Below are 24,872 nucleotides of genomic sequence, written 5' to 3'. Positions count from 1 at the left end.
AATTCAAGGGGGAATCAGGTTGGCTGAACTTAAGTTAGTAAATATTAAAAAGGTATATGACAATAACGTAGTTTCTGTAGAAAACTTCAATTTAGAAATACGGGATAAAGAATTTTTAGTATTAGTTGGCCCATCGGGTTGTGGGAAATCAACTACATTACGTATGATTGCTGGATTAGAAGAAATTTCTTCAGGAGATTTATTTATTGGTGATAAACGAGTGAATGATGTGCCACCAAAAGATCGTAATATTGCGATGGTTTTCCAAAACTACGCGCTTTACCCACATATGGATGTATACAATAATATGGCTTTCGGATTAAAACTTCGTAAATTTAAAAAAGATGAGATTAAAAAACGTGTAGATAACGCTGCAAAAATTTTAGGATTAGAAAGTCTGTTAAATCGTAAGCCGAAAGCTCTTTCTGGTGGTCAACGTCAACGTGTAGCGCTAGGTAGAGCGATTGTTCGGGATGCGGAAGTTTTCTTGATGGATGAACCATTATCTAACTTAGATGCAAAGCTTCGTGTGCAAATGCGCGCTGAAATTCAAAAGCTACATAGCCGTTTGCAAACTACAACGATTTATGTAACGCATGACCAAACAGAGGCTATGACTATGGCTACTAGATTAGTAGTTATGAAAGATGGGATTATTCAACAGGTTGGCGCACCAAAAGAGGTTTACGACGAGCCAGATAATGTATTCGTCGGTGGTTTCATTGGATCTCCAGCGATGAACTTTTTAAATGGTAAGTTGGTTGGCAATCATTTTGTGATGGATGATGTAAAATTGTTAGTACCGGATGGTAGGCTTAAAATTCTTCGCCAGCAAGGATATGACGGAAAGGATATAATTCTTGGTATTCGTCCAGAGGATATTAATGACGAGCAAGTATTCCTAGACTTTTCTCCTGAAACAAAAGTGAATGCATCTATAGAGGTTGCTGAGTTAATGGGTGCTGAAATTATTCTTTATTCGCAAGTAAACAATCAAAACTTCGTTGCACGAATTGATTCGCGTTTCAATATTTCAGCAGGGGATACAATAGACTTAGCATTTGATCTTAGTAAAGCACATTTCTTTGATAAAGAAACGGAACAACGTATTAAATGAAGAAGAAAACCGCCAAAGTAATTTCTTTAGCGGTTTTCTTCTTTTAAACTATTTGAATATTCCTCGTTATCAAACTAGTTGTAATTCCTACAAAAAAGATTGTAATAACCGACAGGAATAACGTATCAGCAGACAATAATAGCCCCCCACATAGAACAACGATGGTATCAATAATAAAGATAAGTATACCTACATTTACCCCTGTTTTATCACTTAGTAACTGAGCAACTAAATCTGTGCCTCCTGTACTTGTCTTAAACCGTAGCATTAAGCCAATGCCTAGACCAACAAAAATTCCACCTAAAATTGAGCTATATATCGCCTCAATATGTATGAAGCCTACTATTGGCTGTAAAAAATCAATCAAAAAAGAGGATATGATCATCCCATGCAAACTATTATAAAAATATTCTCTATAATTGAACCAAGCGATGATAAAGATTGGAATACTAAAAAAAATAATCATTAACCCTGGCTTTAAAGCCCATAGATAATTTAAAATCAAGGCTATCCCAATGATACCACCATCTAACACTTTATATGGTATTAAAAATAGATTAATACCTAATGCTATAAAAATACTCCCACCTAGTATAACTAAGCCTTTTCTCATTAAACGCATCTCATCACTCCCAAGGATACCCATGTATATAGAATATGAGAAAATGAAAGTGAAAATGTAAAAAAACTTGGTTTTGTTAAAGGAAAAATTGGTTTACTACAACTATGTTATTAACACCTAACCGAGTCAATTTCAAAATTACCTTTTTCATTTTAAATCAAGGATATTTGTGTAATTTTCAATTCTTTGATTCGTTTTTATAATATCGTTGATTGGAGAGGAAGGTGACGACTCCAGATACTTTTATGAATAATTGAATCACCCTACAATATATTCAGCCTTTATACAATAATAAAGGGAAAACGATAGTGTGTAACGAATGTTTTAAGGTGCTGAAAAGTTGAAAACGATATTTAAGGAGAATGTTGTAGTGGAAAATTACATAGTAGTAGAGGAATTTAATCAAATACAATTAGAAGAATTACATAGCTTATTTAAAAACGAATGGTGGACACAAAAGCGCTCACTACCTGAAATTAGGAAGTTGTTAGACAATAGTAGTGTAGTACTTGGCTTGATAAACAATAAAACTGGAGAATTAATAGGGTTTGCAAGGGTAATTTCAGATACTTTATATAGAGCATTTATATTTGATGTTATTGCTAAAGAGGATTATAGAAATAGTGGTATCGGTACTATGTTGATGAACAGAATTCTAGAGCATCCTCAAGTTAAAGATGTTGAGAGAGTAGAACTTTACTGTCCCGATAGGTTAATTCCGTATTACGAGAAATTTGGTTTTTCAACAGATGTAAATGGAAGTAAATTAATGAGAATTAGTAATAACATTATTAGATGATTTAGTTAAATGTGAATATCATTTAAATGGTATATTTTTATAATTAATATCAAGAGGAATTTGACTGTACAAAACTAAGTTGCAGGTAATGTTGGGGGATAAATATGAAATTAAAAAGTATCAACATAGAAGAACAAATGAAGCATTATAATGTACTAGGTTTAAGTATTGCTTTGCTTGAGAACGGTCAAATTATCGGAACACAAAATTACGGCTTATTAGAAGCAGGAAGCGATAGAAAAGTAAATGAGAATTCTATCTTCAGTGCCTGTTCTATTAGCAAGTTCTTAACAGGAATGATTGCTTTAAAACTAGTAGAGAAAAGATTTCTCAACTTAGATGAAGATATAAATAAAAGACTAGTATCGTGGAAAGTACCAGAAAATGAATTTACTAAAAATAGTAGAGTTACATTGAGAAACTTACTTAGTCATCTATCTGGAATTAAGGACCCAGAAGGGAGTTTTTTAGAACTAAATTTTGAGTTAGGTATTCCTTCGATGGTTGAATTATTAAACGGGACAACTCCTTATTGTAGAGATCCTATTAGAGTCCAGTGTGAACCAGAGAGTGAATTTCACTATTCAGATGCCGGTTTTTGTATTGTGCAGCAACTTATTGAAGATGTTGTTGGAAAACCGTTTTATCAAGTGGTGAATGAGTTAATTTTTAAGCCATTAGGAATGGGAAATAGCTATTTAAATACAAAGACAATAATAGAAATGGATAAAAAAGAATTTTCTTATGGTCATAATAAAAACGGTGAATTGATAGATCAAAACTATGCTATATATCCATATCCAGCTGCTTCTGGATTATGGACAACTTCTTTAGATTTAGCCCGATTACTTCTTGAACTACTTAATGCTCTAAGAGGAGAGAGTAAGCTTGGTATTTCAAAAAGGTTAGCAAACGAAATGATTACACCGCAAAAAGGGAGGAGTTGGACTGGATTAGGCGTGTTTCTAGAAGGACCCGAAATAGATTTAGAAATTACATCACTTGGTTGGGGAGTAGGATTTCAATGTATGATGGTAGCACTTCCAAACATTGAAAAAGGGGCAGTTATCATGACGAATGCAGAATTAGGTGTTCATCAAATGGAAGGAATTATCGGACAAATATATAAATCACTTATGTCTTAAATTGCACTTTCTTTCTATTACAAGTTTGCAAAGTTGAATGTGGCTGTGAAACTCTAGTTTTACATGGTAAAATATACTAGATAAGTATAAAATATTAAACGAATGGAGAATGAATAAGTGAAATCAATCAAAATATGGACAGGTTTTTTAACTTGTTTACTGTTTTTATCTTTTTCTTATGAAGAAGCATCCGCCGAGTCAACATGGACATCTAAATGTTCAACATATGGAGAAACTAAGCCAAATCAAAACCCAACTTTTCAGCATATAAACTGCCTACTTACGAATGCGGCTTTAGAAGCAAATATTCCGCCCGAAGTAGTAAAAGCCGTGGCTTCAACAGAAAATGGTAATTGGAAACAATTTGATGATAAAGGCCAACCTATAATCTCAAAAGATAATGGGATAGGTCTTATGCAAATTACCAATCAATTAGATTATAATCAAGAAAAATTGAAATCCGATATCACATACAATATACAGGTAGGCGTCGAAATTCTTAGTAAAATGTATAATCGCACAGATCTTCCAAAAATAAAAGATGCTGGACCACAAGTAATCGAAAACTGGTATTTTCCTGTAATGGCATATAACGGTACAAAGCCTGTTAACAGTCCAATATATAAATCTAGTGGATTAAAGAATAAGAATGCTTATCAAGAAAAAGTATTTTCATTTATTGAAAGAGATAGTTATATAAATGATACGAAATTAGGTCAGTTTCCATTTAGTACAGCTGACTTTGAATATGATTCTAACAGTAGTGACAATATTGGATTCCGTAAGATGGATTATACATTAACTGATCAGCTACATGCCTCTGCATATCACTTTCATATCGGCGACAAGGTATCGATAACAGAAGACACTGTAAATTTAAGATCAAAACCTAGTACTTCTTCTGTTCCAAAATCTATATCCAAAAACTCTACATTAATTATTGATGGGAATTTTTTGTTTGACCAATCTTTAACAAGTTTAAATCAATTCGTATGGTACCCAGTTAAGACGGAAGATCAAAAGTTAGCCGGTTATATTTCCTCTGCTTACATTACGAAGAAGTTGGGTGCACCTGTAAGAGTTATGTGGGGAAAAACAGAACTTAAACTAGGGCAAATAGGCAAAGTGACTATTCTATCTAATACAAACTTAGTCAAATTGGCGAACGACGGTTCACTAACTACAGTCCGTCCTTTGAAAAAAGGAGAGGAGTACCGAGTATATAGCTATAAGGGTAATCATGGTGGTTTATATGGTGTTGGTGGAGGAAGTTATGTTCAAAAATCCACAAAAGTAAAATACGAAACACCATCTAAAAGAAAGTTAGCATTACTTACAAAATAACCATGCACAAAGACCCTTATTCAATGATTTTTAAGGTTCAAAAAATCTATACTGCATTCTGTTAACTTAAATGCCACTTACTCCAATACCTTATACGTTGGAGTAAGTGGCATTTGTTAATTTATTTACTTGAGTTATTTTCTAATTGCTTATATATACAATTATCCGTTTTTCTAAAATTGATCATCATTGATAACGTGCAAGGTGGCGACTCCAGTGAGCGCAGGGCGCCCTCTGTGACCAATGACGTCCTTTTGACCCACAGAGATGGAAGTTGTGCACACGGAAAGCGTCCGCTTGGAGAGCAATTAAAAGTCGATAAAGAAGGAGTAACATTTTTTATGTAGAACTTATTGTAAAGGAAGAGTTTTTACTGAAGAAGACTACCTATAAAAAATAGAGAATATACTCAATATATTATTTCAATCATAAATTAGGAGGGGAATTTTTTGAGTAAGAAAATTTATAACGGTAGGTTTATTGCTAGTACAGATGAGACTTTTGTTTTATTTTTTATTGGCATGCGTATTAATAAAATCTTTTCATTTACAAAGTGGGTACCAGTTTTTCTTGCAATGGGACCTATGATAAAGGAATTGTACCAGAACCCTGAATTAGGATTTATTCACACTGAATTTCTTCTAAATTGGAGGGGAGTTACACTGATCCAGTATTGGAAGAGCTTTGAGGATTTGGAGGCATATGCTCATGGGAAAACTCATTCTGTAGCTTGGAAATCTTTTAACCAAAAGATTAAAGATGATGGAAGTGTTGGGATTTACCACGAAACATACATAATTGAAAAGAGTGCATCGGAGGCTATATATAATAATATGCCAAGGTACGGGCTTTCCAAAGCTTTTTCTCATATTCAGGTAGTTTCGATGACAGATACAGCAAGGAGTAGAGTAAGTAAATAATGTATCTATGCCAGTTATTTTAACACAACCAAACTAGCAGTATGATATAGTTTTTGCTCACCCTGCCATCAATTTCTTTTGCAATTTACTAAAAATTTTCTATCTTTTGTTTTCACTATGTTATGATAATTTCATCATAACTTATTGGCAACAGGGGGATTTTTTGTGAAACGTTTTATGCAGTGGATGCTAAGGTTAGGTGTTGCATTCATCGGTATTCTACTAATCAGTGGATTGCCAATTCTTATTAATGGTTTTCAAAAAGGAGAGCTTTGGTGGAGAGAATATGGTGAACATTTACTCGTGATTTTTCCAACGAATCGTTTCCTAGATACATATTATAGTAGTTATATTGGGGAGTATATCATCTATTCACTAGAAATATTATTTTTAGCACTGCTTGCTGCAGTTATTTTAGCTTTATCATTCACCATAATTACTATGCTTTTTAAGGAACGTTCTCGACAAAGAATCAAGACATTATTTTTCTTTTTAGAGTCATTACCTGATATTCTAGTTATCTTGCTTATTCAATTACTAGTTATCATTGTCCATAGACATACGGGTGTTTTTATGTCAATCGCATCAACTGGAGGAGAAAAAATCTACCTGCTCCCAGTTTTTTGTTTAATGATTTTGCCGATGGTTCAGCTTTACCGCTTAAGTATGCTGACTTTTGAAGCAGAAGAAAGAAAGTTGTATGTAGAGCTCGCTAGATCACTTGGATTTAATAAGGTCATCATTTTATTTATACATATTTTTCGTAATGCTATCATTAGTATTTTCTTTCAGTCCAAAAAAACGATGTGGTTTATGCTATCCAATTTATTCATCTTAGAGCGAATGTTCAATATGCCGGGTATTATGTTCCACTTAAGTGAGCATTTATCTGGAGAGTTATTTTTAATAACTGTATGTAGCTTTTTCATACCAGTGTTCATCGTATATAGCTTTTTTGAGTGGTACTTTTTACGTCGGACAAGCCGTGGAGGTGCTATATTATGAAATTGCTATGGAAACAACCTTATTTTGTATTTGGTTTTCTCATATTAGCTTTCTTTCTTATCGGAAGCTTTGTATTTGAATGGATAAATGGTCCAGACCCGAAGCAAACCTATTTTATAATGGAAAAAGGGAGAGTTATCGAGGCCGCACCGCTTTCTCCAAGCTGGCAGCATCCGCTAGGGACCGATCAGTATGGCTTTGATATGTTCGCTAAAATTATGCTCGGAGCAAAGTATACGATTATTTCAGCTATGGGTGTCGCTGCAGTACGTATGCTAATAGCCGTACCATTAGGATTTGCAATCGGGACCTATTGGCAAAAACGTCGTAGAACGATTAATAGTTTCATCGATCCTCTTCATTATGTACCGATGACTATTTTTTCCTATTTAATGCTCTATCCGGTGTTATGGGAGCCGATGGAAGGATTCTCCACAACTGTCTGGGAGCGTATTGTCATACAAGTCGTTTTAATGGCCATTATTACAGTGCCGATTGTTTCTGCACTTATTGGCAATGAAGCGAACTTATTGTATCAGCAGGAATATATTTTAGCCTCGAGAACTCTAGGGGCAAGTAAGTCCCGAATTATTACTAGACATCTATTCCCAATGATGCGAGAAAAGCTATTCGTTTTATATGGTCAGCAGGTCGTAGAAACATTAGTTGTCTTCACTCATTTAGGACTTTTACAATTGTATATCGGAGGGACAGATGTCAGTTATGATCCAATGATGGGTGATCCCCCTAAATCGATTGCCTATGAATGGGCAGGTCTTTTTGGATCCTCCTTCCGTTATTTGCAGGGAGTTCCTTGGTTGCCGCTAGGTCCAGCTATTTGCTTTGCACTTGTCATTTTAGCCATTGCTTCGATGATAGAAGGCTATACTCGAGCTGTTAGTGGTCAAGTGAAAATACCAAGGCGTAAGAAAGTCTCTTTTGTCTCAGATAAAACTGTGGAGTGGAATCAACAGCAACTAAAAGAAAAAATGCAGTTACTTTATAAGGAAAAACAAAAACTGTAGAAAGTTATCTGCAGCTTTTGTTTGGAACATTTATTCTTCTACTTTTTTACCTCTTGTTAACTTTTCAAATGGTTTCATTTCTTTATCCCGTTTTGGAAGATAGTTGAATGGATTTCTTTCTTGAGCAAATTCTTCTTTTGCATTCAATTTAATACCGATTGTAGCACCAGCAGTTGCCGTTGGATCATTTATTATATTTTCTTTTTCACCATCAATATGTGGAGTGGGATTCACATGTTGATTGTCACTTCTTCGTGGCATTATATCATCTCCTTTGTAGTTAATATGACAAAGGAGAGGTTGTTCTATTCGAGGTTTGGGTTTTATCTTTTGCTAAGCAAATTTATTTTACAAATGAATCGAGGTTTTAACAATGACTATGCCAATTATTGAAACGTCAAGATTATTATTAAGAGAAGTTACAAACGAGGATGCTTCTGACATGTTACGCTATTTGTCAGATAAGAATGTTGTAAAACATATGGGATTGGAACCTTTTCAATCTGTAGAAGACGCACTGGATGAAATCAGTTGGTATCAGTCTATCCACAAAGATGGATCTGGCATTAGATGGGGAATTACGCTAAAAGATGCTGGAAAGGTTATCGGAAGTTGTGGATTTCTTAATAGAAGTACAAAAAATTACCGTGCTGAGGTGGGATTCGAATTAAGCAAAGAATATTGGGGAAAAGGAATTGCTTTTGAAGCTCTAGAAGCAGTTATTAAGTTTGGTTTTAATCATTATTCATTCGAACGAATCGAAGCCTTGATCGAACCAGCCAATGCCCCTTCACAAAAGTTAGTGGAGAAACAGGGGTTTAAAAGAGAGGGCTTACTAAGACATTATGAATATACTTGTGGAAAATTTGATGATTTGTATATGTATTCTATTTTAAAAGATGATTTAGACAGTTGACATAATTTTGAACTTCTTGTAAGATATCTAAAATCATAATGTTAAATTCATTGAAGAAGAGAGTAGTCGATACGAGACTGGGAAGCGAGTTAGGGATGGTGGGAGCCTAATACACGAAGAATCGATGAACCGCACTTTGGAGAAATGTCCTGAAAGTCTAGTAGGGAAAATCGGGGAAGGCACCTCGTTACGAACGGAAAAGCGGTCACAATTGTGGCAACTAGAGTGGTACCACGGGAATTTTAGCTCTCGTCTCTTATTTAGAGACGAGAGCTTTTTATATGGGAGGAAAATACATGAACCTGACAAATCAAATCGCAAATGTCATTTCAATTGCTTTAGAAAATGAATGGACTGCTGAACAAGTAGAACTGTTACTGGAAAAGCCAAAACAGACAGAATTGGGAGATATTGCATTTCCTTGTTTTACATTAGCCAAAAAATTACGTAAAGCTCCACAGCAAATAGCGTTAGAGTTAAGTGCGAAACTAGAGGGTCAATTAATAGCTAGCGTTCAAGTCGCTGGTGGATACGTGAATATTTTCCTCAATCAAGCTTTTGTTACAAACCAAGTTTTACATTCTATTATGACGGATCTACAGAAGTATGGAAGTAAAAATAGCATGCATGAAAAAATTGTAATCGATTTTTCCTCACCGAATATAGCGAAGCCTTTTTCCATGGGGCATCTACGTTCAACTGTAATCGGTAACTCCTTAGCAAATATTGCGGAGAAGAATGGGTATGAAGCTATTCGCATTAATCATTTAGGAGATTGGGGTACACAATTTGGCAAGCTGATAGTTGCTTATAAATTATGGGGAAGCAAAGAGAAAATACTTGCAGCACCTATTGAAGAGTTATTGAAGATTTATGTACATTTTCATGATCTGGCAGAAAAAGATGATTCTTTAAATGATCAGGCTCGTGCAGCTTTTAAATTACTTGAAGAAGGTGACGAAGAGGCTCTAACCCTATGGAATTGGTTTAAAGAAGCATCTTTAAAGGAGTTCCAAATAATATATGAACTTTTAGGAGTTCATTTTGACTCTTATGCTGGGGAGGCTTTTTATAATGATAAAATGTCTAGAGTAGTTGACGACTTAAAGAAAAAGGGATTGTTAATTGAATCTAACGGTGCTTTTGTAGTAGAACTCGAAGATATGCCACCTAGTCTGATTACCAAAAAAGATGGGGCGACTCTTTATGCGACACGCGATCTAGCAGCAGCTATGTATCGTCATCAAACATTTCATGCGTGTAAAACGTTTTATGTTGTGGGGAATGAACAAACACTTCACTTTAAACAACTTTTTTCTGTACTAGAAAAAATGGGATTTGAATGGTCCAAAAATCTAGTGCATGTTCCATTTGGTATGATGCTCAAAGACGGTAAAAAGATGTCTACACGTAAAGGTAAAGTCATATTGCTTGCGGACGTAATAACTGATGCTATTAAGACTGCTCAGCATAATATTGAAGAGAAAAATCCAACATTAGAAAATAAGGAAGAAGTTGCAAAACAAGTTGGAGTAGGTGCAGTGATTTTCAATGATTTAAAAAATGACCGGATGAATGATATTGAGTTCTCGTTGGAACAGATGCTTAACTTTGAGGGAGAAACTGGTCCTTATGTACAATATACCAATGCTCGAATTTGTTCATTGCTTCAAAAAGGTAGCTTTGAGGCTGAAGCATTCACTTTTTCTTCAATTGGGGTTGAAGCTTGGCCAATTATCCAGCTACTCGAGGATTTTCCACGTGTAGTAGAAAAGGCATTTGATAATGCGGATCCATCCCAAATTGCAAAGTTCAGTTTACTGCTTGCGCGCCAGTTCAATAAATATTATGCTAGAACAAAAATTTTAGCCGATGATGGAACGACTTCTTCTAAGTTAGCATTCGCATTTTCAGTTTCTGTTGTCCTGAAGGAATCCTTACGACTTCTAGGTGTACCAGCTCCAGAGAAAATGTAATACTAATAGAACTCATATACAATTTGATTAATTAACACTCCCGCTAGCCTGGGAGTGTTGTTTTATTTGAGGGCTATATGAAGGGATTTTTGACCTTAGATAGAATAAGTATGGTAGTACGGATTGGAGGATAGTTGATAAAGATAATTGAATCAGTATAAAAGCTCTGGATGCATATTTTCTAGAAAAAATAATATAACCGGGAATAGTGCAGATATAGCAATTCTAATTGCAAATAAAATCGGACTTTCTCATAATAATTCTCATTATCGGAAATCTGGACGAAGCCATTGAGCCGTGAAATCATTTAATCTTTCCATCGAAGTAATTTAGTCGAAAATGTGGATGATGCCGTTGAACAAATCAATGAGTTAAACCGGAAGAAATAGGAAAGGAAGACTTATATGAAAAATAGAGAAGTGAATCAATCTGACTATTATGACCAAAAGCTTTTGCCGCTCGATGACCAATTATGTGAACTTTTAAAACAACGTAAAGAGCTTTCAAACAACAATCCAGGTGTTCCACCAATTGAATCGATCTCCAATTGGGCGGAAAAGTATGGAGTTTATGTGGATTTGTTAAACTCGTTATTTGGATTATTGAGAAATGAGGAAATCTTTCGGCCACAGGTTGAACCAAATAATTTCAGAAGACATCTGCCAGTTATGAAAGCGATTGAAAAGGATGAACGTTTATATGCAATTACATTCATTCGGCAGTTTGACAATGCAAGTGTAATATACCTTACTATAGATTGGGATGCCCCGAACATTTCCGATCCTCTGGAGGAAATGCGTCGGAGTCGTTCTGAAGGTGCTTTATATCTATACATCAATGATAATTTTGATTGTCGTACTACTGGAAAAAGAGGATCGGAAGGTCATTTTACACACAAATTTATTGTATCTCCAGCACTGCCAGATGATTTAACCGGATTAAGTTTAATTTTTACTGAGTATACGAGTCATTTAAAAGAGAACCTTACCGGTCTCGAATTTGTCATTAATCTCGAATAATTAAAAGCATTCCTACGATAAGAGCGTTTTTTCATACACAATTATTTACCATTGAATAAGAACTTGTGTTCGTAATATACTATAGAGAACGTACATTCCTAGAAGGGAGTAAATAATATGTATGAGGGACTAAAAAATCGGCAAATTATATGCATTGATATACGAAGTTTTTTTGCAAGTTGTGCAGCAGCAGACGCAGGTCTGGATGTTACGAATACCCCGATTGCGGTCATCGGAAATTTGCAGCAAAAAGGAAGTATTGTGCTTGCTGCATCTCCACCTATGAAAAAACAGTTTGGTGTAAAGACTGGAACTCGTTTGTTTGAAATACCAGATCATCCTTCGATACATCTTATCGAACCTAAAATGGAGTTTTTCGTTCGAGTATCTATGGAAATTACACGCTATTTACACCAGTTTGTCCCTCACGAATCAATTCATGTATACAGTGTTGACGAGTGTTTCGTAGATCTTGGAGGAACAGAAAAGCTTTGGGGGCCCGTTGAAAACACAATAAAACGTATTCAAGATGAACTGTATGCTCAATTTCAATTACCTTGTGCGGTTGGAATGGGACCTAATATGCTTATGGCTAAGTTAGCCCTAGACCTAGAAGCGAAAAAAACTGGTTTTGCTAAATGGACGTATGATGACGTTCAGGAGAAATTGTGGCCAGTAACTCCCTTAAGTGAAATGTGGGGGATTGGTTCTCGTCTCCAAAAGACTCTAAATAATATGGGGATTTTCAAGGTTGGGCAATTAGCAAATACTCCATTATCTCTACTCGAGGAGAAGTTTGGTGTGATGGGAAACCAACTTTATTTTCATGCGTGGGGAGTAGATATATCCGAGCTTGGAGCACCTCTAGCAGAAGGACAAATTAGTTATGGAAAGGGTCAAATATTATTTCGGGATTATCGTAGTAAAAAAGAAGTTATGGCAGTCGTTTTAGAAATGTGTGAGGATGTTGCTAGGCGTGCACGTGAAGCAGAGATGGTTGGTAGAACGATACATCTATCCGTTGGGTACAGCCAAGACGAATTTGGCGGAGGTTTCAATCGCTCTCGTTCTATCGATGAACCTACAAATGCTACATTGACCATTTATAAAGTATGTGAACAAATCTTTGATGAATTTTACGATCGCCGTCCTGTTCGGAAATTATCCATCTCGATTACCAATTTAGAACCAGAGTATTCGATGCAATTAAGTTTGTTTGAAGAAAATAAATGGAAAGAACGAAAGCTTGGAAAAACTATGGATGCCTTACGTAGTAAATACGGATCTACTGCAATTTTACGTGCAGTATCTTACACAGAAGCAGGAACTGCAAGAACACGTGCAGGATTACTTGGTGGGCATAAAAAGTAAAAGGAAAGAGTCAGCCCGTAAAAGGGAATGACATAGTAAAGAAATTATGCTGTGCCAAGTCAAATCCTTAAACGTATTTATGGCTACATCACGCGGCATTCTTTCACATGTTCTTTGATACTGTAGATAAGTAAGGAATTAGTTGTAGAAAGACCAAGCTAAATGGAGGTGCAAAAATGTTATTATTATGGCAGCTTTCATTATTTGTTTCAATTTTAGCTTTAATGCTGGGTATTGTTAAAAGGTCTTGGGTGTACATAATAATTAGTACTTTCACATTCATACCGATAGCATATTACTTTTCAGGGGCAAATAATGAATGGAAATATGTTGGTTTGACTCCGATAATACTACTTGTTCTAACGATATTAATTTGGTTCATAAGCAAGAAAAAATTGAAGTCAATTAAAGGATAAATCGGAAGCTATTGTTTCAACAGAAACAGTCGCATTTTTACTAAAGAGTTAGTTAAGAGGAGTAATTCCTTTTCTCGAGAGGCACGCATAAGTAACTTGAAATACCAGTGAAACCTAAGCCTATAGGTCACTCCTCAAACTCCGCATAGAATTTAAACAAGTCTCTTTGGCAAATTTTTTCGAAAATACCCACGTAATAACCTGCAAGATTGTGAACTTTTTTCTTTTGTGATGCATGCAATGAAATAGTCAATGCCTGGTATCCAATTTTTTCATAGAAGTCCTTATGCTGAGGAAAGTAATTAGTAACACGGTAAGTCAGGCTACGGTAAACACCATATAATTGACTTACTGTCTTTTGGTCTTCTCCAAGCATCGAGAAAATAGTTGATTGGAACAGTTGGTAGAATGTACTCAAATTTTTATTTGTAGAATTATCTACGGAAAATGAAGAGGATACAATTTCGTTAGAATACGTTTTATGTAATAATTCTTTTTTAGAGCTTAAAGAATAATACGTTTCTTCTTGCGAAAGGTGCTGTTCAGTACTTGGATTTACTAGCGTTTGAGAATCTACTCGACTGATCATTTCCGATTGGTCATCGAAAGGCAAAATGATTAAAATATTAGCTCCATAACCCTTTGTCACACGTCGAATAGTTGAGATTCTCTTAATGACATGAAGGCTTTCTAGCTTGCGCAACGTCCTTCGAACAGTCGCATCCGATTTAGTTATTGCTTGAGAAATTGTCTCAACTTTCAAATGAGTAGCTCCAGCATATTTACACGCATACTGCGCGAGCAAAGATAGCACTGCACGATCCGTATCATTTAACTTATAACAATTCTGCGTTATATGCGACCTAATATGTGTATCCATTTCTTGAACGCTTTCAAATACTTGAAATGTCTTTAGATAGATAGTCATCTAATTTCCCCCTAGAGTCCGAAGTGAATTTGCGATTAGTCAACTGCTTCCCAACCATTACATAGAAGAAAATAGGGAGAAAGGATACAATATGAATAGATAGCACAGTAAACAGAACTTTAAAATAATGACTTCCAACAAAGGGGGTCATTTTTTATATGGAAAATGAGAAGGGATTTAGAGCAATCGAGGAGAATACATTTAAGGACAGGAGCATTAAACGAAATTAGGGGGAGTAGGATTGGAACAAAAAATTTTTGAGCATATGCAGACAGTAAGGGGAATAACAGAAAAATCTATCCAACAAATACCCGAGGAACTAGCAGATATTATTCCAAAAGGATTTTCGAATAATATTCGTTGGAATTTTGGTCACATTGCATATATACAGGAAAAACTAGTATTTGGTGTCTCAGGAGATAAGATGACTCTTCCTGAAGCATATGAAGTCTTTTTTAGTGCAGGCACGAAACCAGCTAATTGGATTGGAACTCCACCTTCACTCGCAGCAATTTCGGATGAACTGATTGCACAAAAACAAAGAATAGAAAATTCCCTACCTGGAAATCTACAAAAAAAATTACCTGAACCTTTCACTAACAAGGTTGGCATTACATTTCACACACTTGGAGAAACATTTCTATTCAGTTTCTATCACGAAGCACTACATATGGAATCCATCAAAAGGATTTATAGAACTATTAAACAATAAAAGGGGGAAACTATGAAGTTTTATATTGCATCTAGCTTTAAAAATATAGAGTTGGTGAGATATGTTAGTGAAAATTTAAAGAATAGAGGGTATATCCATACGTATGATTGGACTGTAAATGAAAATGTAACAACATTAGAAGAATTAAAGATAATAGGTGAAAAAGAGAAAACTGCTGTAATAGAAGCTGATTTTGTTGTAGTTATATTACCAGCAGGTAAAGGGAGCCACATTGAACTAGGTATTGCTATTGGAAATAGGAAAAATATCTATCTGTATTCACAAAACAAGGAGATAGATAATATTGAAACAACAAGTACCTTTTATCATTTACCCGAAATCGAAAAATGCTTTGGAACATTAGATGAGTTAGTTGAAATTATAGACAGTAAATCACTTAAACTATCGTAAGTAGAAGTATTCCATCGTATGGACATTGAACGACTACACGATTTTTAAGTAAAGTTTGAGTCTGCTGAAAGAATAAGACTGGAATGAACTATATCAAGAAATATTTGATTATGCTGTAGTTCTAAAATAAAAAATGGATACTTTAGTGAAATAAAGTGGATTGATAATACAGCTCTTTTTTCTTCTTCACTTAATGCCAGCTAGTTAGTTAGTTAAATAAGTCATCCAATAAAATTCCGTGATGAAATAAGGTGAAAAACGCTTCTTAATTCAACTAATAGTATGACAGTCCAAAAATCTGAGGTAGCTCTTTATATATAGTTTAAGAAGGAATTCTGAAGACTATTGAAGAAATAACTAATCAGTATAATCTATTGTGTGGAGTGAGTAATATGATTATTAGAAAGCTAGTTACCACTGTAACCACTTGTGTATTGGTTATGTTAATCTATTTCTTCGAAGGACAGACTGCTTTTGCAATCGTAGTGGTTCTATATTTATTTCCAATACTTTTGATTTATGGAGTACCAGCATCACTCCTTTCTGATTTCGTCACAAAAAAACTTAGAGGACTGTCTAGAAGAAGTTGTGCATTATTAATACACTTATTCCTAGGCGCTTTGTTTGTTGTGATTCCAATCTTGTTAACAGGATGGGAGAGGAAATTTCTACTTTCAGACATCAAGAGCTTATTTTCTAATTTTTATTTCATTACCTCTCTTCTATCTTCATGTCTGTTCTACTGTTTAGATGAGTTTCTTAGATCTAAATTAGCTAAATGTTTGTATAAAAGAGCTAAAGCTCTGTTTGAAAAGATTGGGGATATGAGAATTTAGAAAAGTGAAATTATCTTGTGTTCAGCTTCATTAATAGCAAATTATTTTGACCTAAATTGTTGGCAAATGATGGGCATTAATGAAAGTTCATTGATTTATTATTTCAATACATTTTTCTTGTTCAATTTTAGACGCAGCTATGTTGAACAAGTAGTAATTTATACAGAATTGTAACTATAACAACCGTGAAGGAGGTTCTTTAATGGATAATCAATTTTCAAAATTTTTAGATATATATTTAGATATTTGGAGAGAATCATCTTTAAAGGACTTGAAAAAATTAATATCACGTGATTATAAAGCAAGAGAAATAATAGGTGGAGATATATTTGACTTTGGTTATGAAGAATCATTAAATGGATGGGAACAAGGTTTTAGCTTTGCTAAAGAAAATAATGCTCAATGGAATATAAAAGTAATCTCAATTCTACCTCTAAGAGAAAATGAAACTATGGCTATCTTATCAGCTACTTTGATTATACAAGGTAAGAGTATTGAAACAGCGAATTTGTTCTTTCAGACGTTTAAAAAAGATAGCATTAACGATTGGAAATTAGTTAGAAGTTATATAGAAGCTGGAATTCCTTTTATTAGTGCAAACAGTGTGCTATTCAATAAAGGCAATTAGTAAAAAAAGGTATATAAAAATAAAGAGTCTGCATTTCTTCAAGGTTATCGAAGATATCATAAACTTACAAATAAAAATTAAAACGCTTAATAAAATTAACTTTGTGAAAAGAAGTAGCATGAGTTCAAGTTGTTAGAGTACAAAATTCATCTCCATAAAAAAAGAATTAATAAAGAATTATCATATATAGAGGGGGAAATAAAGTGTCAGAAACAACAATGCAAAATAAGACTATTAAAGAGCTTGATGAATTAAGGTTAGTAGGTTTTCGAGTTTTATGTTCTAGTGACCAATATTTAGTTGAAATACCCAAAGCGTCATTAAAGTTAAGTCACCGTTTAAGTGAAATTAAACAGGTTGTTAATCCAACTGAACAATTTGGTGCATTTGTTGTGGAAAATGAAACTGCTGATGAAGATGGCTACTGGGTTTGTGTGGAAGTTAAAGAGTACACAGATATTCCATCTGATATGGTAACTCTAACGATACCACCTCAAAAATATGCTGTTATGAGACATAGAGGCTCAAATTATAAAATAATGGAAACATATAATGACTTACATAAGTGGGTTGAAGACAATAATTATGTGAGACTAGCAAATAAATGGCATATTGAAAGATATTATGATTGGAAAGATACCGAAAAAGTAGATGTTGAGCTGTTAGACACTATTGAATAAAATATATTAGTCTTACAACTAAGATAATCAACCTTTGTGAGCTGAATTACTGTATCGGGATTGATATTTGTTAATATAACACTATTATGTTGAAAACAGGTATTGAATACCTAGTAACAATATAATAGTGTTTTTTCGCGTTTTTACATGTATCTTTGAAGAAAAATGATGTGTAAATATTTATATTACATAATGAATTCATGAAAAACAGAGTTAGATTAGCTGTCAAAGGAAGTCTAAATACTTAAATTATATTCTCCTAAGCTATTCAAATAATTGCTAACTAATTTATTTCATGGGAATAGACTTTTGAACTTGTAAAGTTATTTTGAAAGTTGTCGATATAGTGGGTAGATATAAGGAGATAGGGCTTAGGTCATAGGACTTAATTGTTCATAGAAATGGGAGGATAAAGAATGAAACGAGAAAAAACATCTTTTTTAAAGACGAATAAAATATCTACTAAATTATTGTTTCTAATCAGTACTATTATTTTATTGACAGCCATAATCGTGGGTGGAACTGGATATTTTTTAGCAAAAAATGAACTCATTTATAGTGGGAAGTTGGATTTAAGTCATATAGCAAATAGTTCCTTGGCTACACTCACAACTTTAAACGAACAGGTTGAAAGTAATGACTTAACGCTTTCCGAAGCACAGGAAAAAGCACGTGTACTCCTTAATGGCCCCAAACTTGCGGAAGAGGGTTATGATTTCACGAAGTCTAATTTTGTATATAAAGATAAAGGGTATTTAGTTGCTTATGGGTCAGATTACTCCACTAAACTACATCCTAAAAATGTAATTGAATCCATTCCAGAAGATACCACTAATCGTGAAAAGATGGTGAAAGGCGCACATGAAACTACATATAATGAACAATTCGTAACCTATCTCGATGAGGACGAAAATGGAGATATGAAGAATAAAATAGCGTATATGACCTACTACGAACCATGGGATTGGAATGTTGGAATAGCCGTTTATGAAGATGAATTCTATGCCCAATTAAATAAATTGAAATATATTCTAATTGCCATCACGATAACCATTACAATACTAAGTCTATTGTCTTTTTATTTCCTAACAAAAAAGAAAATTAAATTCTTAGTGGACGTAAAATCTGCAGCATTAAATATTGCAAATGGTCAACTACAAAATAGTCAATTACATGAATCTAAGGATGAGATTGGTCAATTAGGTTACGCGTTCAATCAAATGTCATCACAGCTAAGTCAACTCATAAGTGGTTTACAAAGTACTAGCGATAATTTATTGGAATCAGCTACTGAGCTATCTGCTGTATCTGAAGAAACGTCTGCAAGTAGTGAAGAAGTTGGAAAAGCCATTTCTGAAATTTCAAATGGTACACTAACACAGTTTAATGATTTAGAGAACACAAACCAACGGATAAATCATTTACAACAATCTATTAATACTATGAATGAACAGAGCCATGTAATAAAAGAGTTATCCATTAACTCTGAAAAAGCGACTCAGCAAGGCAGAGAGATTGTGCAACAACTTCAAAATTCTAATGAAGAATCTCTTAAAGCTTCTAGTCACATTAATACAGGAATAACAAGCCTTTCCTCTCGAGTGAAAGAGATTTCTCGTATCACTGAAACAATTGAAAGCATTGCAGCTGAAACAAATTTGTTAGCACTAAATGCTAGTATCGAAGCTGCCAGAGCAGGGGAACATGGAAAAGGGTTTGCTGTAGTGGCAAGCGAAGTACGAAAACTTGCCGAACAATCTAATAAGGCTACACACCAGATTCAAGAAATGATCACTGGTATCGCAGAAGAAACACAAAAGACTGTGCATGCCATGTCACAAACTACCCTGCATTCAGAGCAATTGAATCAAGTTGTTAACAAAACCGAAAAAGAATTCAGTAATATCGCAGCTTCAATTTTCCAAACTATACAAGCGGTAGATACATTAAATACCGAATTAGAACAAGTAACTGAAGAAAATAATAATATTACTATTGCTATCCGAAATGCCACAGGCGTATCGCAACAAACTGCTGCGACTGTCGAAGAAATCCATGCGTCCGTAGATGAGCAAATAAATGCAATTGCCAATGTAGCTAATTCTGCCGAACATCTTACGCACCTCAATCACCAATTAAATAGTATGCTCAATAAGTATTCGAAATAATGAACGGATGTTAAGAAGCTCTTTCCCAAAAAAATATTGAACAAAATTGTTATTGAAGAAATCAATAGCAAGTCCAATTTTGCGACTTTCTCATAGTGAGTTAGTCGCTTTTTTTATTATCAAAATTATTTAAGAAGTGTTCTATAGCAAGAATCACCATTTAAAGACAGTTAATGTTTAAATAAAATCACAATCAAGCTGGTTAATTGAGGTCCAATACTTATAGAACTTTACATTTTTATCTGATTGCACCACTAAAGATTATAGATGCAGCCAGATCGATATATGAACCCGATGGAATCCAAAATTTTGTTAGATCAAAGTATTTTAAGTAAATATAAAGATTTATCATTATTTTATATAAGTTTACTTTACTTTTATATAAACAAAGTTTATAATTTATTTCAAGAGGTGATGGTCATGAAGAAAGATTTTGGTGATTCAATAACAAATAAGGTTTATGAATATCGAGTACTTGCCAGAATGTCTCAGCAAGAATTAGCTGAGAAAGTTGGGGTTTCCAAACAAACCATCTTCGTAATGGAAAAAGGAAATTATATACCGACTATGCTGTTAGCCTTTCGAATTGCCCAATTTTTTAATGTGGATGTAAACGATATTTTTACTTACGTGAAAGGAAGTGATCAAAATGCAAATTAATTTCTCAGATATTTCTAACGCAATTTTTTATCCTTTAAAGTCCTGGGCTGAACAATCTACGGGAAATTGGAATTTACTCATTGGATTTGGTTTTTTACTACTCATGAGTAGTGCGATTTTTGCTTATGTATTTTATAAGAAAATTGGGAAAGAAGACGAACGGACGAATAGCATCTTTTTGAAAAGCAGTTACTGTATGCTGTGGACAATTATTCTATGTGACCTGATTTTTCCTAAAGATTATATGTGGACCATTTTTTTCTTGTTCAAATATGCGCTTACATTTTTAGCTGGTGGAATTTACCTAGCAATACAATATAAAAAAGATTTTTAGTAGTGCTATTTACACGATTTTAACACCCAAATTGTTCTTTTTCCAAAACACTTATGAAGATTTATCATTTTAAAAGGCTGGGACAGAACCTCAAAACAGCATTTTTCTCTGTGAGAAAAATGCTGTTTTTTGCTGTGCACAAAATTGATTTCCATTCCAGGGACGCTTTCCACGGGCGTGGCCTGAGCCTGTAGTCTCAGGCGTCACGCTATTCCCGTAGGAGTCGCCCCTCCATTCCAATCAGTTTTATTAAATATCCATTATTTAGTAAAGGTTTCTCCTTGTCCAATAAAATTTCTGCTTCTGTCCCAATCTCTTTTTATGCGTGGTGAAACTAAGATATTCAGTTATGCGATCAGATAATAGGTATTCAATATCCTTCAAAAAATTCATCATATGTTAATTTACGGTTAAAAAATAGGCTCTTTTTTATACCACTGATGATTTGGGAATATAACTGATAATACAGTTGCAGCGATTGCACTTGGAAGTAAAATAAAAGCAAAAAATTGAAGCATCATCATCCCACTTACATCAAAGTGACTGTGGATTGGTCCTAAAATTTGCATTGCTGTCATTATAGCAACGTGGAATCCTATGGAAGTCCATATGTTTCCTGAAACCGCCCTTAGATAACCCAGTATCAGAGCAAATCCGGGAATGAATTGAAGCTGCTCGAATGAATAAATCGCCCCTATTAAATAGGCGAATAATGAAAAAAGTAATGACTGAATAATAAGTGTTATCCAATGAGGAAAATGTACATTTAAATAGCGATAAATATATCCTCTAAAAATAAGTTCTTCAGGCAACGCTTCAATCAAGAATACAGTAATGAATAAAATCAAGATACTAATCAATAAATTTTCTAAATCGGAAAATAATGTTACTTCAACCCAACCTAGTGTTAAACAAATAATTAAACCAACGGATGCAGGTACAACCCAAAGAAAAAATCCAAGTGTAAATAAAAAAATATTCGTTTTGAATGTTCCTTGTCCAATTGATTTCCAAGGTATTTTATCAACTTTAAGTGCTATTTGGATGAGGATAAAGGTTAATGCAGAAGTAATTACAGCAATAAAAAAATGATTTGTTCGACTATATCTTTCCGCTATAAACGTATCACTAAGGTAGGTTATAAAATTCCAAATAGTGATGCCTATTATCACTACTACTAAAATTCTTATCCACACGTTTTTCATATTAAATGTCTCCATTTCACCCATATACTCACTCTCATCTTTTTATATTTCAATTAAAAACACCGTTACTTAAGTACATATCTTTAATACATTTTCCTTATTTTAGCATATTTATTACACTAAGTATTCACCAATCTGGTCCGATAAACGAATAGCAACACTTGCGTTTTCAAACAACATTATTGTTATTTATCAGTAATATTTACTTATGTTTCTCTACATCACTATTTAAAGGTTGTTCTCTATGAAGAATGTCTTTTTGCGGCAGCAGAAACAAAAAATTGTATTTAGTGGAAATTTACGAATTGACTATATGGAATATAATGCTATAATTCAATTGTAAATCGTAAATAGTAATCATTACTATTTACGATTATATTACTCTATAAGGAAGGATCATTGGAAATAGTATAGGAGCAAACGATTGAAAATATGACTCGACTTAAAAAATAGGATCATATACTGACAACCACTGGAATCCGCTAGAAGGTGGAAGTAATTTAAGTTAGATCATGTTTACTCATTGCGATAATTCAAATTAATAATGCTGAAGGGGAGAAATATGTTGTTAATGAAAAAGTTTAAGTTAGAGTGTTTAATAGTATTGGTTATATCTATTTTGGCGGCTTGCTCAGCTGAAAGTTCTAATAATGAGAAAACGGGTGATGCTGCTAATAATGAAAACGAGATAATTTATGCATCTGCTAAAGATATTAATGACATGAACCCGCATTTGTACTCAGGCTCAATGCCGGCTCAAGGGATGGTCTATGAATCCTTGGTTGAAAACACGGAAGACGGGATTAAACCTTTACTCGCTGAGTCTTGGGAAGTTTCAGAGGATGGGAAAGTATACACGTTCTTTTTAAGACAAGATGTGAAATTTCATGATGGGGTGCTGTTTAACGCAGAGGCAGTGAAGAAAAATATTGAGGCTGTACAAAATAATGCAGAGAAGCATGCCTGGATTAAGTTATCTACAAAAATTGAAAGTGTGAATGTAGTAGATGAGTTCACAGTTGAATTAGAACTGTCCGAAACATACTATCCAACTTTGGCTGAATTGTCTATGACAAGACCTTATGTATTCATATCACCCAAAGATTTTAAAAATGGGGAAACGAAAGATGGCGTAAGTGGCTATAACGGTACTGGTCCATATATGCTCACAGAACATAAAATCGATGAATTTGCCACTTTTGAAGCAAATGAAGACTACTGGAATGGAACACCTGAAATAAAAAAAATTACCTCAAAAGTACTTCCTGCTGGGGAAACGACATTGCTAGCATTACAAAAAGGAGAAGTCAATTTTGTATTTACAGATGATCGTGGAGCAGATAGTCTCGCTATCGAACCCATGAATCAATTAGTCGATTCCGGAGAATATCAACTTATAAGAAGTGAACCAATGAACACTAAAATGATAGTAGCCAATAGCAGTAAACATGATAATCCAATAAGTGAAATAGCGGTTCGTGAAGCCATATGGTACTCAATTGATAGAGAAACAATTAGTAAGGATATCTTTAATGGTACAGAGTCAGTGGCCAATACACTATTTTCACCAAATGTAAACTATGCCAATGTTGACTTAAAGGAGCGAGGCTATGATGTAGAAAAAGCCAAAGAAATTCTAGAAAAAGGTGGATGGAAACTAGAAAATGGAGATGAAGTTAGAACCAAAGAAGGAAAAAAATTAGTTATGAAGCTCTATTATGATAGCAATTCTTCCTCTCAAAAAACACAGGCTGAATTTATACAAGCTTCTATTGAAGAGATTGGCCTTCATCTGGAGATTATAGGGGAAGAGTCAACTTCATTAGCTAATAGAAGATCTACCGGCGACTATGATTTATTATTCAATCAAACCTGGGGTCTAGCGTATGACCCACAAAGTACAATCTCAGCTTTTACTTCTGAGGCATCTTATTTGCACACGACAAAAGGCATTGAACATGCAGATGAACTTTACAAGAAAATTGAACAAATTATGGTTTCTACAAATGAAGAAACTAGAAAATCATTGTACGCTGATATTTTGACAATTGTTCATGAAGAAGCAGTTTTTATCCCTATTTCAAATGGAAGTGTCACTGTAGTAGCCCCACAAAATTTAAAAGGAATATCATTCAAGCAAACTCAATTTGAGCTTCCATTTGAGTTGATGAACTTTAAGTAAAAATATTAATAATAGAGGGGATTTCCCCCTCTCAGCTTGACGACAAAAATATTTTTATAAACTGCTATGAGTAATAATAAATATCTTTAAAAAGGTTACTTTATCTAAATAAAAGTATATATAGTAGAAACCTTTAAGGAGTTGTTTATAAGGCAAGGACCACCACGAAGACTCCGGTGGGAACAGCTTGAGCAGAAGACCCCGCAGGAAAGACATTGGTCGAACTTTGTTTGACCAATGTCTTTGCGAAGAGTAACCGCAGGAGCATATGTTTTCGCAGTGACGAGGAGGCTGAAGCCAAGCCCACGGAAAGCGAAGTGGTGGTCCTTGCCGATTTTAGTATACAACTCTATGCACCAAAAATTGAGTATGTCTACAGTCTGAGAGGGGATTTCCCTCTCTTTTACTAGCAAAAAAAGAATAAATGTTTAAAGTTTAATAGTTCAATGGAAA

At 34.3% G+C, this 24,872-nt stretch carries 24 protein-coding genes and 1 other annotated feature; of the genes, 20 read left to right on the top strand and 4 right to left on the bottom strand.

The genetic code is table 11. The features are described from left to right. The first annotated feature begins 19 nt into the window (after positions 1–19). Positions 20–1,117, top strand: coding sequence for an ABC transporter ATP-binding protein (locus tag MKY29_RS10175; RefSeq protein ID WP_090569474.1), 1,098 nt, complete (start codon positions 20–22; stop codon positions 1,115–1,117). Positions 1,118–1,160: 43 nt separating this feature from the next. Here the strand turns inward: MKY29_RS10175 and MKY29_RS10170 are convergent, their stop codons facing one another. Beyond that, a complete protein-coding gene (locus MKY29_RS10170; RefSeq protein ID WP_241599201.1) occupies positions 1,161–1,739 on the bottom strand; it encodes a YitT family protein in 579 nt (192 codons plus the stop codon). A gap of 370 nt (positions 1,740–2,109) precedes the next feature. Here MKY29_RS10170 and MKY29_RS10165 point away from each other — a divergent pair, with 370 nt between their 5' ends. The 6 genes from MKY29_RS10165 (at position 2,110) to MKY29_RS10140 (ending at position 7,977) form a co-directional block, all read left to right on the top strand. Further along, positions 2,110–2,538, top strand: a complete 429-nt coding sequence (locus tag MKY29_RS10165) for a GNAT family N-acetyltransferase (RefSeq protein ID WP_241599202.1) — start codon at positions 2,110–2,112, stop codon at positions 2,536–2,538. A 104-nt stretch (positions 2,539–2,642) separates the two neighbouring features. Further along, positions 2,643–3,683, top strand: a complete 1,041-nt coding sequence (locus MKY29_RS10160) for a serine hydrolase domain-containing protein (RefSeq protein ID WP_340879700.1) — start codon at positions 2,643–2,645, stop codon at positions 3,681–3,683. 117 nt (positions 3,684–3,800) lie between these two features. Then, a complete protein-coding gene (locus MKY29_RS10155; protein ID WP_340879699.1) occupies positions 3,801–5,027 on the top strand; it encodes a transglycosylase SLT domain-containing protein in 1,227 nt (408 codons plus the stop codon). Positions 5,028–5,476: 449 nt separating this feature from the next. Next, positions 5,477–5,947 carry a DUF4188 domain-containing protein gene (locus MKY29_RS10150; protein ID WP_340879698.1) on the top strand — a complete coding sequence of 157 codons (471 nt, stop codon included), beginning with the start codon at positions 5,477–5,479 and terminating at the stop codon, positions 5,945–5,947. Between the two features lie 165 nt (positions 5,948–6,112). Then, on the top strand, positions 6,113–6,952 hold the full coding sequence (locus MKY29_RS10145) for an ABC transporter permease subunit (RefSeq protein WP_340879697.1): 840 nt from the start codon (positions 6,113–6,115) through the stop codon (positions 6,950–6,952). Then, on the top strand, positions 6,949–7,977 hold the full coding sequence (locus MKY29_RS10140; RefSeq protein WP_340879696.1) for an ABC transporter permease: 1,029 nt from the start codon (positions 6,949–6,951) through the stop codon (positions 7,975–7,977). Before MKY29_RS10145 ends, MKY29_RS10140 begins: the two co-directional genes overlap by 4 nt. Positions 7,978–8,007: 30 nt before the next feature. Here the strand turns inward: MKY29_RS10140 and MKY29_RS10135 are convergent, their stop codons facing one another. Next, positions 8,008–8,238, bottom strand: coding sequence for a hypothetical protein (locus MKY29_RS10135; protein ID WP_241599211.1), 231 nt, complete (start codon positions 8,236–8,238; stop codon positions 8,008–8,010). 112 nt (positions 8,239–8,350) lie between these two features. Here MKY29_RS10135 and MKY29_RS10130 point away from each other — a divergent pair, with 112 nt between their 5' ends. From MKY29_RS10130 to MKY29_RS10110, 5 genes are all read left to right on the top strand, one after another. Beyond that, on the top strand, positions 8,351–8,893 hold the full coding sequence (locus MKY29_RS10130; RefSeq protein WP_340879695.1) for a GNAT family N-acetyltransferase: 543 nt from the start codon (positions 8,351–8,353) through the stop codon (positions 8,891–8,893). Between the two features lie 41 nt (positions 8,894–8,934). Then, positions 8,935–9,153, top strand: a binding site (T-box leader). Between the two features lie 36 nt (positions 9,154–9,189). Beyond that, on the top strand, positions 9,190–10,869 hold the full coding sequence (argS, locus tag MKY29_RS10125) for an arginine--tRNA ligase (protein WP_340879694.1): 1,680 nt from the start codon (positions 9,190–9,192) through the stop codon (positions 10,867–10,869). Positions 10,870–11,273: 404 nt separating this feature from the next. Continuing rightward, positions 11,274–11,888, top strand: a complete 615-nt coding sequence (locus MKY29_RS10120) for a hypothetical protein (RefSeq protein ID WP_340879693.1) — start codon at positions 11,274–11,276, stop codon at positions 11,886–11,888. A 117-nt stretch (positions 11,889–12,005) separates the two neighbouring features. Further along, entirely contained in the window at positions 12,006–13,259 is a 1,254-nt protein-coding gene (locus tag MKY29_RS10115) for a Y-family DNA polymerase (protein ID WP_093495801.1), read from the top strand. Positions 13,260–13,435: 176 nt separating this feature from the next. After that, on the top strand, positions 13,436–13,675 hold the full coding sequence (locus MKY29_RS10110; RefSeq protein ID WP_241599218.1) for a hypothetical protein: 240 nt from the start codon (positions 13,436–13,438) through the stop codon (positions 13,673–13,675). 127 nt (positions 13,676–13,802) lie between these two features. On the opposite strand, the gene MKY29_RS10105 is transcribed toward MKY29_RS10110, so the two are convergent. Then, positions 13,803–14,603: a helix-turn-helix domain-containing protein gene (locus MKY29_RS10105; protein WP_340879692.1), complete on the bottom strand. Its 801-nt coding sequence runs from the start codon at positions 14,601–14,603 to the stop codon at positions 13,803–13,805. 241 nt (positions 14,604–14,844) lie between these two features. Between MKY29_RS10105 and MKY29_RS10100 the strand changes: the two genes are divergently transcribed. From MKY29_RS10100 to MKY29_RS10070, 7 genes are all read left to right on the top strand, one after another. Beyond that, on the top strand, positions 14,845–15,315 hold the full coding sequence (locus tag MKY29_RS10100) for a DinB family protein (protein ID WP_340879691.1): 471 nt from the start codon (positions 14,845–14,847) through the stop codon (positions 15,313–15,315). A gap of 12 nt (positions 15,316–15,327) precedes the next feature. Beyond that, positions 15,328–15,726, top strand: coding sequence for a group-specific protein (locus MKY29_RS10095; protein WP_241599221.1), 399 nt, complete (start codon positions 15,328–15,330; stop codon positions 15,724–15,726). 1,038 nt (positions 15,727–16,764) lie between these two features. Next, complete coding sequence (locus MKY29_RS10090; RefSeq protein WP_340879690.1) at positions 16,765–17,190, top strand: flavoprotein; 426 nt, start codon at positions 16,765–16,767, stop codon at positions 17,188–17,190. A gap of 218 nt (positions 17,191–17,408) precedes the next feature. After that, on the top strand, positions 17,409–17,870 hold the full coding sequence (locus MKY29_RS10085) for a GyrI-like domain-containing protein (protein WP_245402491.1): 462 nt from the start codon (positions 17,409–17,411) through the stop codon (positions 17,868–17,870). 416 nt (positions 17,871–18,286) lie between these two features. Then, a complete protein-coding gene (locus tag MKY29_RS10080; protein ID WP_340879689.1) occupies positions 18,287–20,038 on the top strand; it encodes a methyl-accepting chemotaxis protein in 1,752 nt (583 codons plus the stop codon). A 420-nt stretch (positions 20,039–20,458) separates the two neighbouring features. After that, positions 20,459–20,698 (top strand): helix-turn-helix transcriptional regulator, encoded by a 240-nt coding sequence (locus MKY29_RS10075; RefSeq protein ID WP_090569400.1) that lies wholly within the window; start codon positions 20,459–20,461, stop codon positions 20,696–20,698. After that, on the top strand, positions 20,688–21,032 hold the full coding sequence (locus MKY29_RS10070; RefSeq protein WP_241599237.1) for a DUF2178 domain-containing protein: 345 nt from the start codon (positions 20,688–20,690) through the stop codon (positions 21,030–21,032). The genes MKY29_RS10075 and MKY29_RS10070 overlap by 11 nt, the downstream gene beginning before the upstream one ends. 410 nt (positions 21,033–21,442) lie before the next feature. On the opposite strand, the gene MKY29_RS10065 is transcribed toward MKY29_RS10070, so the two are convergent. Then, positions 21,443–22,237 (bottom strand): CPBP family intramembrane glutamic endopeptidase, encoded by a 795-nt coding sequence (locus MKY29_RS10065; RefSeq protein WP_340879688.1) that lies wholly within the window; start codon positions 22,235–22,237, stop codon positions 21,443–21,445. A gap of 571 nt (positions 22,238–22,808) precedes the next feature. Here MKY29_RS10065 and cntA point away from each other — a divergent pair. Then, the gene (cntA, locus tag MKY29_RS10060) at positions 22,809–24,419 is read left to right on the top strand and encodes a staphylopine-dependent metal ABC transporter substrate-binding lipoprotein (RefSeq protein WP_340879687.1); all 1,611 of its coding nucleotides are present in this window, start codon (positions 22,809–22,811) and stop codon (positions 24,417–24,419) included. Positions 24,420–24,872 lie beyond the last annotated feature (453 nt).

The organism is Psychrobacillus sp. FSL K6-2365 (assembly GCF_038003165.1).
Lineage (GTDB): Bacteria > Bacillota > Bacilli > Bacillales_A > Planococcaceae > Psychrobacillus > Psychrobacillus psychrodurans.
Note: the sequence above shows the minus strand (reverse complement) of the source record. Positions and strands in the feature narration are given on the sequence as shown.